Below are 11,844 nucleotides of genomic sequence, written 5' to 3' on the forward strand. Positions count from 1 at the left end.
GTCCAGCCAGACGGCGCTCGCCCGGGCACCGGGAAGCGTCGGCGGAGAGGCGTCGGGACGCGCGACGCCGGAGACGACGAGTCGATCCGCTCCGAGGTCGCGGAAGGCGCCGGCGACGCGCGCCAGCGCCTCCTCCTTGAGCGCCCAGCGGTCCGGGTCGTGCGCCGGCGCCGGATAGCACATGCCGAGCTGGTCGATGTCGACGTAGGCCATGGCGTGGCCGTCGGCGGCGAAGCGCTGCGCGATGGCCCACGCCGCGGCCGATTTGCCCGCCCCGGGAGCCCCGGCCACCCGCAGCGCATCCATCCGCCCAGCGTATCCGCGGCTGGCGTTTCGTCTCGGTGCTGCGCTCCTCGCTCAACGACCGGGGGTGGGCCGTTTCGGTCGTTGAGCGAGCGGAGCGAGTCGAAACGCGGTGCCCCGGGGGGCGGATACATCGGGAGGCGGATGCCGGGCGCCGGCACGCTCGCGTAGCGTGAGGGGGTGATCCGATCCGTCCCGCGTCTGTGGCTCGTCCTGGACATCGTGGGCGCCGCGTTCGCGTTCCTCGTGACGACCCCGCTCTCCTTCGTCATGATCGTCGAGCAGCTCAGCAGCTGGCTCGGCACCGGTCCGCTCTCGATCTCGCTCACCATCCTCGTGTCCCTCGCGATGTGGGCCGCGGCGGCGATCGCGCGGCTCGCGCCGCTTCCCGCGCTCATGATCGCCTGGGGCGCCGCGATCGTGCAGATGGCCGCCGGGCTCAGCCCCGCGCTGTACGACACGGCGGTGTTCGTCGTGCTGTTCGCGACCGCCGCGTGGGGGACGCGCACGGTGCTGTGGATGGGCGGTGGCTCCACGCTCGCCGGCGGCGTCATCGCCGGGGTGTACCTCGCGGTCCTGTTCGATTCCGGGATGATCCAGGACGAGCAGGCGGCGCTTCGCCGGCTGGCCCTCGGCGTGCTCATGGGCTCCTCGGTGCTGTTCTCCCTCGTCATCTCCTGGGGCGCGGGCCTGCTGTGGCGCGTGGTCCTGAACGGCCGGCGCACGAGGGAGGCGCAGATCGCCGCCGAGGCCGTGGCCGCCGCGGAGCAGGAACGCGTCCGGATCGCCCGGGACATGCACGACGTCGTGGCCCACTCGCTCGCCGTGGTCATCGCGCAGTCGGACGGCGCCCGCTACGCCGCCGTCGCGGACCCGGCCCAGGCCACCGCCGCGTTGACGACGATCGGGCAGACCGCGCGGGCGGCGCTCGCCGATGTCCGGCTGCTCCTGGCGCAGCTGCGGCACCGGCAGGGTCAGGGGCCGCAGCCGACCCTCGCCGACCTGGAGACGCTCTACGGCCAGGTGAGGGCTGCGGGGATCGAGCCGCGGGTGACGGTCGATCCGATGCCGCCCGGAGAACCGCCGGCGGCCATCCAGCTCGCCGTCTACCGGATCCTCCAGGAGGCGCTCACCAACGCCCTGCGCCACGGAGGCGGGGACGTCGATGTGCACCTGGCCTGGGAGGCGGACCGGGTGCGGATCCGGGTCGAGAACGCCGTGACCGGGGACGCCTCCGCCTCGGCGGGGACCGGCGGCGGCCACGGGATCATCGGCATGCGCGAGCGTGCCCAGCTCGTGGGCGGTACGCTGTCCGCCGGGCGCGATCACGACCGGTTCGTCGTCGACGCCGCCCTCCCGATCGGTCCTCCGACGGGGACCGAGGCATGACGCGTCCGCGCGTGCGGGGAGGAGAAGGATGATCCGGGTCGTTCTCGTGGACGATCAGGCGCTGTTTCGTGCGGGGGTCCGCATGCTCGTCTCGTCGCAGCCCGACCTCGAGGTGGTCGGCGAGGCCGGCGACGGGCGGGAGGCGATCGAGGTCGTCCGCGCCACCCGTCCCGACGTCGTCATGATGGACATCCGGATGCCGGTCATGGACGGGCTCACGGCGACGGCACAGCTGCTCACGGAGCCCGACCCGCCGCGCGTCGTCATGCTCACCACGTTCGATCTCGACGAGGCCGCCGCGCAGGCGATCCGACAGGGGGCGAGCGGCTTCCTCCTCAAGGACGCCGAGCCGGAGTTCCTGCTGGCGGCGATCCGCACCGTCCACGCGGGCTCCAGCGTCATCGCGGCCTCGGCCACCCGCGACCTGTTCGCGCACTTCTCCAGCCCGCAGCCTCAGCCCGTCCCGGCGAGCTTCGAGTCCCTGACGGATCGGGAGCGGGAGATCTTCGCGCTGGCCGCGCGGGGGCTGTCGAACGCCGAGATCGCCGCCCGGGAGTTCCTGTCCGAGGCGACCGTCAAGACGCACATCAGCCGCATCCTCACGAAGCTGGACCTCCGCGACCGGGTCCAGCTCGTCGTCTTCGCCTTCGAGCACGGCCTCGCCTGAGCTCTCCGGGGCCTCCGGCACGGGCGGGATCATCCTCGGGATGTACGGGGATGCGTCCCGGGGCCGACGCGGGCGCACCGGGCGGATCCCTAGCGTCGAAGGCATGGAGATCACGACCAGCGACCTGGGCCTCGCCGCCCGCGTCCAGCACCTGACCAAGACGTACGGCGCGGGCGAGGGCGCCGTGCGCGCCCTCGACGACGTCAGCGTCGGAATCCGCCGCGGCCAGTTCACCGCGATCATGGGCCCGTCGGGCTCGGGCAAGTCGACGCTCATGCACATCATGGCCGGCCTCGACGCTCCCACCGAAGGGCGCGCGTGGATCGGGGACACCGAGATCACCGGTCTCGGCGACCTCGACATGACGGTGCTGCGCCGGCGCCGGGTGGGATTCATCTTCCAGGCCTTCAACCTCGTCCCCACCCTCGACGCCATCGGCAACATCCTGCTGCCGTTCGAGCTGGACGGCCGCCGCCCCAGCGCGGTCGAGCGCGCGCGCATCGACGGGCTCATCGAGACGCTCGGCCTCGGGGCGCGGCTGCGCCACCGCCCGCACCAGCTGTCCGGGGGGCAGCAGCAGCGCGTCGCCATCGCGCGCGCCCTCGCCACCGCCCCCGACCTCGTGTTCGCCGACGAGCCGACCGGGAACCTCGATTCGGCCACGGGCCGGGAGGTGCTGCAGCTGCTCGGCACGGCCAGCCGGGAGCACGGCCAGTCCATCGCCATGGTGACCCACGACGCGATCGCCGCCAGCCACGCCGACCGGGTGCTGTATCTCGGCGACGGCCGGATCGTCGCCGACCATCCGCGCCAGACGGCGGAGCAGATCGCCGCCTACATGCTCGCGGCGGAGGTGGCGGCGTGACGGCCGCGACCGTCTCCGGCACGCTGCTGGAGACGCCGCTGCCCGCCTCTCGGCTGGCGTGGCTGCGTGACCGCGGGATGGGCGCCAGCGTCCTCGTCGCTGCGCTCGCCTCCGCGTTCGGCGTGTTCCTCGTGGAGGTGACGGTCTACATCGGCGCGCTGCTGAAGGCGGACCCGTTCATCGGCGACAGCGAGATGCTCGCGCTCGTGGTGGTGATCCTGTCCGTCCTGCTCACGGGCGTCGCGATGTACGTCGCCGCGATCGTCACGGCCAACACGTTCACGACGATCATCGCCGGCCGGACCCGGCGCATCGCGCTGCTCCGCCTGATCGGAGCGTCGGCGCGGGCGCAGCGGGCCGAGGTCGCCGGGCAGGGCCTGGTGGTCGGGATCATCGGCGCGCTCATCGGGCTCGCCGTGGGGATCGGCGTCTCCGCGGCGGGGCAGGCCCTGGGCGGGCAGCTGCTCGAGCGTGCGCCGCAGGACTTCACGCTGCTGCAGCCGGGCGTCGTGCTCCCGGTCGTCGGCGTGGCGCTGACGACGTGGATCGCGGCGTGGGTCGGATCCCGGCGCGTGCTCACGGTGACCCCCCTCCAGGCGCTGGGCGGCTCCGCGGAGCGCACCCACGAGGAGGTCGCCACCCGTCCCGGCCGCCACGTCGTCGCGCTCATCCTCCTGATCCTCGGCGGTGCACTGCTCGCCGGCGGCGTCGTCGCGGGTCTGGTCACGCCGCTCGGGGTGGTCATCGCCTTCTTCGGCGGGATCCTGTCCTTCACCGGCCTCTCGATCGGGGCCGCGCTGGTCATGCCTCCCGTGCTGCGACTGGTGGGCCGTCTGTTCGGGACGGGTGCGACGGCGCGGCTCGCGGCGGAGAACGCGCTGCGTCACCCCGAGCGCTCCAGCCGGATGGCGATCGGCGTGGTGATGGGTGTGACGCTGGTGACGATGTTCGCCGTCGCGCTGGAGTCGGTCAAGGCACTGCTGGTGCGCCAGACCGAGGGGGAGGTCGCGGAGGCGTTCTTCGCCCCCGTCGACGCGTTCGCGTCGGTGATGATGGTGCTCGTCGCCATCTCCGCCGTCATCGCCGCCGTCGGGATGATCAACCTGCTCACCATCGGCGTCGTGCAGCGCAGGCGCGAGCTGGGCCTGCTCCGGGCGATCGGTCTCACCGGGCGCCAGGTCCGGCGGATGGTGCTCCTCGAGGCGGTGCACATCACGGTCGCCGCCACCCTCACCGGCATCGTGCTGGGCGTGGCGTACGGCTGGATCGCGGCGCAGTCGCTCCTGGGCTCCGTCCCGGTGCTGCCGGACTTCGCCCCGGCCGGACTCGTGGCGCCGGCGGTGCCGTGGGTGCCGATCGCGATCATCGTCGCCGCCACTGCGGTGCTCACCCTGGTGGCCTCGGTGGCTCCGACGCGGCTCGCGACGCGGGTCGTGCCGGTGGAGGCGCTCGCCGCGGACTGATCCCGACCGATCGGTGCCGATCCGGCGAGGCCCCGCGAGGCTGCTTCGGTGCCGACGCCGCGCGGACGAGGCCCCGCGATCCCTGCGGATCGCGGGATCTCGCCGTCGCGTCAGACGGCGGGGTCCGGGAGCTCCGGGTCGTGCGCCCAGGAGCGCGCGAGCCGGCGGATCCGGCAGGCGCGCCACTGCCAGGTGAGCCAGAGGGACGGCCACAGCAGGGCTGCGGTCGGCCCGCCGATGACGAGCCGGTCGCGCCACAGCGTGCGGGTGGGGTCGTCGGGGTCCGGGGAGACCGCCATCTGGTGGTCCCACACGTCCAGGCTCGCGAGGGGGCCGGTGAGCGGGATCCCGCTGTCGCGGAGGATCCGCACCGTCTGCCCGCCGAGCGTCCGCGTGCGATCGGACACCGAGATGAGCTGGCGGCCGAGCGGGACGCGTCCGAGGAGGCCCAGCTGCACGGCGGCGGAACGACGAGGATCCGGGTCCACGGCGACGACCTCCGCCTCGGCAGGATCCAGCGGTTCCACGGTCAGGAAGGGCCCGTAGATCTCGGCGAGGACCGTCGGCGAGTGCAGGGCCCGCCAGGCGGCGTCCGCGTCCGTGTCGATCGTGAACTTCAGCAGGATCCTCATGCCCCCATCCAAACACCGGGGCGGGTCCGCGTCGATCCGGCCGTCGATCAGCGCGGCGCGAGAGCGGCGAGCCGGTCGGCCCGGGTGATCTCGCGCCGCGTCCACGTGAACGCGTAACGCTCGTCGAACTGTCGGGAGCATCGGGCGCATGAGGTCGGGCGGTTCGGCCGGCGGTGCCGGTAGGTCACGTGGCCCGCGGGGCAGGATCCCACCCAGGGCGCGAGCTCCACGGCCGTCTCGCCGTGATGCGTCGTGCCCCCGACGTACCCGAGGCCCTGAGCCACGCGCTTCCACGCCGGTCCGTGCGCGGCGTCGTGCCCGGCCAGCGCGTGCGCCACCTCGTGCAGCAGCACCTGATGGATCTCGTCGTCGTCGAATCGCGCGGCGAGGTAGCGCGAGACGGTGATCCGCTTGTCCCGGTAGTTGCACAGACCCGCCCGGCGCTTGGCGTTGTCGAACCCGAAGACCCAGGAGTCGTCGAGATGCAGCCGGATGAGCGCCTCGCCCCAGATGCGCACACGGTCCAGATCGGCCATAGGGCAAGGCTAGGCCACCCCGGCGACACCGGGCCGCGCGGCGCGTCCGTCGCCCCGCCGCACATCTGTCGAGTGGTCAGTTTTTGTGGGTTCGGCGCCGCTCAACCCGCAAAGAGTGACCACTCGTCAGGAGGGGCGGGGGAGAGGGGCGGGAGAGGGGGGAGCGAGAGGGGTCAGCCGACGGCGCTCACGGGGTCGCGACGCCGCTCGACCGCCTCGATCGCGAGGAGCACGGTCTCCAGGGCGGCGTCGTCGGCACCGGCCTCGCGGCGCAGGAACAGCGCGCGCTTGAAGCTCTCCCTGGCCTGCTCCAGCTCTCCGGCCTCGAGCGCGACCTTGCCGTGGTGCTGATGCGCGAAGGCGGCGATGGCGATCCATCCCTGCCCCTCCGCCTCGGCGACGCAGGTCGCGAGCTCCTGGTCCGCGGCGGCGTACGCGCCGCGGTACTGCAGGACCGTCGCGTGCAGGACGCGGGCGCGCACGAGGTCCTTGCGGGTGCCGGCCATGCGGGCCTGCCGCACGGTCTCGTCGGCGAGGGCGAGCGCCTCGTCCAGGCGTCCGAGCACCTTCAGCAGCCACACGCGCTCGAGGAGCGCGGGCAGGCTCCGCTGCTGCTCGATCTCGGTGAGGCGCTGCTCGCACTCGGTCGGGTCCACCAGCTCACGCAGGGTCTCGGTGTCGTATCCCTTGATGAAACCCACGTCTGCGCCCTCTCCGTTCCGATCGTCTCGATCCAGTCTGCCTCCTGAACCTGAGCGAGGCGCCGTGCCACGCCCGCTCAGCGCAGGAAGATCGAGGCGTCGGGTCGGGGGGAGGCCACGGCGGTGGCGTCGGTGACGATCGGCGCGTCCTTCGCGAACGCCGCGACCTCGGCGCCCTGCGCGAGCTTCGCGGGATGGGGGCCGGCGGCGAGGATCCGCGGAAGCGCGTCGGAGGGGAGGGGGTCCCGCGAGGCCGCGAGCACGAGGTTCCCGAAGCGCCTCCCTTTGAGGATCTGCGCGTCCGCGAGGATCGCGACCTCGCCGAGCACCGCGGCGAGCGTCGCGACCTGGCGGCGGGCGAAGGCGAGGCCGGGTCCGTCCGCGACGTTCACGAGGACCACGCCGCTCGGGGCGAGCAGGGCGGACAGCTCCTGGTAGAATTCCGCGCTCGTGAGGTGGGCGGGCGTCTGCGCGCCGGAGTACACGTCCGCGACGATCAGGTCGACGTGCCCGGTCAGTGCGGGAGGCAGGCGCCGCACCGCCTCCCGCGCGTCTCCGATCCGCATCCGGATCGCGGCGCCGCGGGGCAGCGGCAGGTGCTCGCGGACGAGGTCCACGAGCGGGGCCTCGAGCTCGACGACCTGCTGGCGGGATCCGGGACGAGTGGCCGCGATGTAGCGGGGGAGCGTCAGGCCGCCGGCGCCGAGGTGCACCGCGGACAGCGGCGAGCCGGGGGCGCCGAGCTGGTCGATGACCGCGCCCATCCGCACGACGTACTCGAAGTGCAGGTGCGTCGGGTCGTCCAGGTCCACGTGGGACTGCGGGGTGTCGTCGATGAGCACCTCGTACCCGCCGCCGAACTCAGCCGGGACGATCCGCGCCATCCCGCCGGAGCCCAGGCGCGCGGAGGGCGGCTCCCTGTCCCTGTCCCGTGCGCGGCCCACCCTCCGAGCCTACGGCGGCGCTGCGGAATCCGGGCGCCGACCGGCACGGACGGGCCGCCACATCACGGCTCGATCACGACTCTGGAAGCAACTTGCAGGGAATTTGTTCATCGTGGATACTTTTTCCTACTGGCGGTCGCATCCGACGACGCCCAGGCAGTTTCAAAGAGGAGATTCCCCGAATGAAGAAGCGCATTCTTCCCCTCGTGGCGCTCGGCGCCGCGGCCACCCTGGGCCTGGCCGCCTGCTCCGGTGGCAGCACCCCCTCGGCCGGTGGCGACGGCGGCCCGGTGGACGGCAAGGGCAAGACCCTGACCGTCTGGATCATGAAGGGCACCAACCCCGACGCGTCCGCGTTCTACGACGCCGTGTCGGAGGAGTTCACGAAGGAGACCGGCGCCGAGGTCACCATCGAGGAGGTGCAGTGGGCCGACGCCCACGACCGCTTCGTGACCTCCATCGCGGGCGGGACGACCCCGGACATCGCCGAGACGGGCACCACCTGGACCGCCGAGTTCGCCGACGCCGGCGCGCTCCTGGAGCTCGACGACTACGTCGGCGCCGAGAAGGGCCTCAAGGACGACCTGGTCGAGGGCCTGGCCGTGGCCGGCACCTACGACGACGCGCTCTACGGCATGCCCTGGTACGCGGGCGTGCGCTCGATCGTCTACCGCACCGACGTGTTCGAGGAGCTCGGACTGAAGGCGCCGGAGAGCTGGGACGACATCGTCAAGGCCGGCGAGGCGATCAAGGCCGCCAAGCCCGACATGCTCCCCTTCCCGGTCCCCGGGGACGCCGAGTTCCAGGTCTACCCCTGGGTCTGGGGCGCCGGCGGCGAGATCGCCACGAAGAAGGGCGACACCTGGACGAGCGAGATGGACAGCAAGGAGTCCCAGGAGGGCATCCAGTTCTACACCGACCTGGCGGTGAAGCACGGCTTCAGCTCCGCCGGTGCGACGACGTGGAACGAGGTCGCGCTGCGCGACGCGTTCACGCAGGGCAACGTCGCCATGATGCTCTCCGGCTCGTGGACCCCGAACGCGCTGGTCGAGGCCAACCCGGAGCTCGAGGGCAAGATCGGCGCCGCGGTCATCCCCGGCAAGGACGGCGGCATCGCGCCCTCCGTGCTCGGCGGCTCGCACCTGTCGATCTTCAACACCACGAAGGAGCCGGACCTCGCCTGGGAGTTCGTCAAGCTCATGACCACGGGCGAGTTCGCCGAGAAGTGGGCGGACGAGACCGGCTACTTCCCCGGCGTCCAGTCCGCCATGGCGGAGGCGCTGAAGTCGACCGACCCGCTCGTCGCGCCCTTCGCGCAGCAGATGGTCGAGGGCGGCGGGTCCGTCCCGGTGACGCCGAACTTCGGCGCCGTCCAGGCCAAGAAGACCACCAACTCGATGATGCAGGCCATCCTCAGCGGGCAGAAGGACGTCGCGACCGCGACGAAGGACGCCGCCAAGGAGATGACCGACCTGCTCAACCAGTGAGGGTCTGACACTCCATGACGACGGTGCACGCACCCCTGCCGGCCGCGGAGACGGAGCGACGCTCCGGATCCGCGGCCGGCGGCCCGTCGCGCAAGCGGAAGCTGACCTGGGTCACGGCCCGGCCCTGGCTCCTGCTCGCCCCGGGCCTGATCATCCTCGCGGTCCTCATGCTGTGGCCGCTCGTGCAGGTGTTCCTGTACTCCCTGCAGGACTACGGCCTGCGCGAGATCAACACCGGCAAGACCAACTTCATCGGCCTCGAGAACTACGGCGAGGCGCTCACCAACCCGACACTGTGGACCGTCGTCCTCCCGAACACCGTCGGCTTCGCCGCGGTCGCGGTGTTCACCACGGTCGCCCTCGGCACGCTCGTGGCCCTCCTGCTCGCGCGTCTCGGGACCGTGTGGCGCACCATCGTCTCCAGCTGCATCATGGTCGCCTGGGCCATGCCCGCGGTGACCGGCACGTACGTCTGGACGTTCATCTTCGACGCCGACCGCGGCATCTTCAACACCGTGCTCAAGGACCTGGGCCTCATCGACGGCTCGGTCAACTGGTTCACGAACCAGTGGTCGTTCTACGCGATCGTGCTGCTCAACGTCGTCCACCACGGGTTCCCCTTCGTGGCGGTCACCGTGCTCGCCGGGCTCCTCGGCGTCTCGAAGGAGATGCTCGAGGCCGCGGCCCTGGACGGCGCCGGCGCGTGGCGCCGCTTCTGGAAGATCATCTTCCCGACCCTCAAGCCGGTCTTCTCCGTCGTCATCATCCTGTCGACGATCTGGGACTTCAAGGTGTTCGCGCAGGTCTATCTCATGCCCGGCGGGAACGGCGGCAACCGCTCCGTGCTCAACCTGGGCGTGTGGAGCTACGTCGAGTCCTTCGGCCAGAACCGGTACGGCTTCGGCTCGGCGCTCGCCGTGCTGCTGACCCTCGTGCTCATCGGCATCACGATCGTGTACATCCGCTCGCTCATGAAGGAGGACGAGCTGTGAACCCGCGCCCGTCCGTGATGTCGCGCGTCGGCGTCGGCATCGGCGTCGCCGCCGTCCTGATCTTCACGCTGTTCCCCGTGTACTGGATGGTCTCCAGCGCGCTCGACAAGAAGGCCTCCAGCGGCGGGCAGTCCCTGCTGCCGCAGGAGTTCACGCTCGACAACTTCGCCTTCGTCCTCACCGACGGCGGGTTCGGCACGTACCTGCGCAACTCGGCGATCGTCGCCCTCGTGACGGTCCTCGTCAGCGCCCTGGTGTGCCTGCTCGCCGCGGTCGCGGTGGCGCGGTTCCGCTTCAAGTTCCGCACGACGATCCTGATGATGATCCTCGTGGTGCAGATGGTGCCGCTCGAGGCCCTCGTCATCCCGCTGTTCCTCCAGGTCAAGAGCCTGGGCCTGCTCAACAGCATCCTCGGCCTGATGGTCGTCTACGTGGCGCTGTCGCTGGCCTTCGGGATCTGGATGCTCCGCGGGTTCGTCCAGGCCGTGCCGGTGGAGCTCGAGGAGGCCGCGTACATCGACGGCGCCAGCTGGTGGCGGATGTTCCGCTCCATCCTGCTCCCGCTCGTGATGCCGGGCCTCGTCGCCACGAGCATCTTCAGCTTCATCACCGCGTGGAACGAGTTCATCTTCGCCATGACGATCCTGGGCGGGGCGACCGACCAGTACACCGTGTCGATCGGTCTGAAGTCCTTCTTCGGCCTGCACTCGAACGACTGGGGCAGCATCATGGCCGCCTCGACCATCATCACCATCCCGGTCATGATCTTCTTCGTGATCGTGCAGCGCCGGCTGTCCTCCGGCATGGTCGCGGGGGCGGTGAAGGGATGAGCGACGAGCTCGAACGCCTGGCGAACGGCGTCCTCTGGCCGGGGTTCTTCGGCACCACCGCGCCCGCGTGGCTGCGCACGGAGCTCGCTCGAGGCCTCGCCGGCGTCGTGTACTTCGCGCAGAACACCGGACCGGGCCTCGCCGCGCTGAGCGACGAGATCCGCTCCGCCAACCCGACGGCGCTCATCGGCATCGACGAGGAGGGCGGGAGCGTCACCCGCCTCGAGGCCGCGACCGGCTCGACCGTCCCCGGGGCGGCGCAGCTCGGCGCCGTGGACGACGTCGAGGCCACGCGGGCGACCGGCGCGGAGCTCGCCCGCCGGGTGCGGGCGATCGGAGCCGACGTCCTGCTCGGCCCCGTGGCGGATGTGAACACCGATCCGCGCAATCCAGTCATCGGCGTGCGCTCGTTCGGAGCCGAAACCGCGCTCGTCTCGCGCCACGTGGCCGCCGAGGTCGACGGGATCCAGTCCGCCGGGGTCGCGGCGTGCGTCAAGCACTATCCCGGCCATGGGGACACCCATCTGGACTCGCATCACGACCTGCCCCGCATCGAGCTCGACACCGACGTGATCCGCCGGGACCACCTGCCGCCGTTCCGCGCGGCGATCGACGCCGGCGCGGACGCGGTGATGACGGCGCACATCGTCGTCCCGGAGTGGGGCGAGCTGCCGGCGACGCTGAACCCGGCCGTGCTGGGGATGCTGCGCGACGGCGGTTTCGACGGCGGGAGCGGCTTCGACGGCGTCATCATCACCGATGCGCTGGACATGGCGGCCGTCCGTGAGAACTTCGGTCTCGGCGGGGGTGCCGTGCGGGCCCTGCAGGCCGGTGCGGATCTGCTCTGCATCGGCAATCCGACGAACCCGGGGCCGGCGGCGGCCGGCGACCAGGACGAGCGCGACTACCGCGCCGCCCGCGACGCGATCGTCGCGGCGCTGGAGGACGGTTCCCTCTCGCGGGAGCGTGTGGCCGAGGCCGCGGCCCGGGTCGCGCGGCTGGCGGAGAAGCTCTCCGCCGCCCGCTCGGCCGAGA

The 11,844-nt window shown here is 71.9% G+C and carries 12 protein-coding genes and 1 pseudogene; 8 read left to right on the top strand and 5 right to left on the bottom strand.

What is annotated here, in order from left to right:
* A pseudogene (locus MR1_RS16885) lies at positions 1 to 306 on the bottom strand (hypothetical protein); the annotation flags it as partial.
* A gap of 177 nt (positions 307 to 483) precedes the next feature.
* On the opposite strand from MR1_RS16885, the gene MR1_RS16890 reads away from it, so the two are divergent.
* From MR1_RS16890 to MR1_RS16905, 4 genes are all read left to right on the top strand, one after another.
* The gene (locus MR1_RS16890) at positions 484 to 1,692 is read left to right on the top strand and encodes a sensor histidine kinase (RefSeq protein ID WP_067249678.1); all 1,209 of its coding nucleotides are present in this window, start codon (positions 484 to 486) and stop codon (positions 1,690 to 1,692) included.
* 28 nt (positions 1,693 to 1,720) lie between these two features.
* Positions 1,721 to 2,359 (top strand): response regulator, encoded by a 639-nt coding sequence (locus tag MR1_RS16895; RefSeq protein WP_067249681.1) that lies wholly within the window; start codon positions 1,721 to 1,723, stop codon positions 2,357 to 2,359.
* A 103-nt stretch (positions 2,360 to 2,462) separates the two neighbouring features.
* Positions 2,463 to 3,224, top strand: coding sequence for an ABC transporter ATP-binding protein (locus tag MR1_RS16900; RefSeq protein ID WP_067249685.1), 762 nt, complete (start codon positions 2,463 to 2,465; stop codon positions 3,222 to 3,224).
* Positions 3,221 to 4,687, top strand: a complete 1,467-nt coding sequence (locus MR1_RS16905) for an ABC transporter permease (RefSeq protein WP_067249688.1) — start codon at positions 3,221 to 3,223, stop codon at positions 4,685 to 4,687. The genes MR1_RS16900 and MR1_RS16905 overlap by 4 nt, the downstream gene beginning before the upstream one ends.
* Positions 4,688 to 4,797: 110 nt before the next feature.
* Here the strand turns inward: MR1_RS16905 and MR1_RS16910 are convergent, their stop codons facing one another.
* The 4 genes from MR1_RS16910 to MR1_RS16925 form a co-directional block, all read right to left on the bottom strand.
* Positions 4,798 to 5,319, bottom strand: a complete 522-nt coding sequence (locus tag MR1_RS16910) for a hypothetical protein (protein ID WP_067249692.1) — start codon at positions 5,317 to 5,319, stop codon at positions 4,798 to 4,800.
* A 47-nt stretch (positions 5,320 to 5,366) separates the two neighbouring features.
* Positions 5,367 to 5,855: a SprT-like domain-containing protein gene (locus MR1_RS16915; RefSeq protein WP_067249695.1), complete on the bottom strand. Its 489-nt coding sequence runs from the start codon at positions 5,853 to 5,855 to the stop codon at positions 5,367 to 5,369.
* A 173-nt stretch (positions 5,856 to 6,028) separates the two neighbouring features.
* A complete protein-coding gene (locus MR1_RS16920) occupies positions 6,029 to 6,556 on the bottom strand; it encodes a hypothetical protein (RefSeq protein ID WP_067249698.1) in 528 nt (175 codons plus the stop codon).
* A gap of 77 nt (positions 6,557 to 6,633) precedes the next feature.
* Positions 6,634 to 7,440 (bottom strand): spermidine synthase, encoded by an 807-nt coding sequence (locus tag MR1_RS16925; RefSeq protein ID WP_169797709.1) that lies wholly within the window; start codon positions 7,438 to 7,440, stop codon positions 6,634 to 6,636.
* Positions 7,441 to 7,682: 242 nt separating this feature from the next.
* On the opposite strand from MR1_RS16925, the gene MR1_RS16930 reads away from it, so the two are divergent.
* The 4 genes from MR1_RS16930 to MR1_RS16945 all read left to right on the top strand — a co-directional run.
* Positions 7,683 to 8,987: a sugar ABC transporter substrate-binding protein gene (locus tag MR1_RS16930; protein WP_067249703.1), complete on the top strand. Its 1,305-nt coding sequence runs from the start codon at positions 7,683 to 7,685 to the stop codon at positions 8,985 to 8,987.
* Between the two features lie 14 nt (positions 8,988 to 9,001).
* A complete protein-coding gene (locus tag MR1_RS16935) occupies positions 9,002 to 9,979 on the top strand; it encodes a carbohydrate ABC transporter permease (protein WP_067249706.1) in 978 nt (325 codons plus the stop codon).
* Complete coding sequence (locus MR1_RS16940; RefSeq protein WP_067249707.1) at positions 9,976 to 10,809, top strand: carbohydrate ABC transporter permease; 834 nt, start codon at positions 9,976 to 9,978, stop codon at positions 10,807 to 10,809. Before MR1_RS16935 ends, MR1_RS16940 begins: the two co-directional genes overlap by 4 nt.
* Positions 10,806 to 11,844 (top strand): glycoside hydrolase family 3 N-terminal domain-containing protein (locus tag MR1_RS16945; RefSeq protein ID WP_067249710.1); only part of this gene is annotated, 1,039 nt, incomplete at its 3' end. The genes MR1_RS16940 and MR1_RS16945, both read left to right, overlap by 4 nt.

The sequence above is a fragment of the Microbacterium resistens NBRC 103078 genome, from assembly GCF_001552355.1.
Taxonomy (GTDB): domain Bacteria; phylum Actinomycetota; class Actinomycetes; order Actinomycetales; family Microbacteriaceae; genus Microbacterium; species Microbacterium resistens.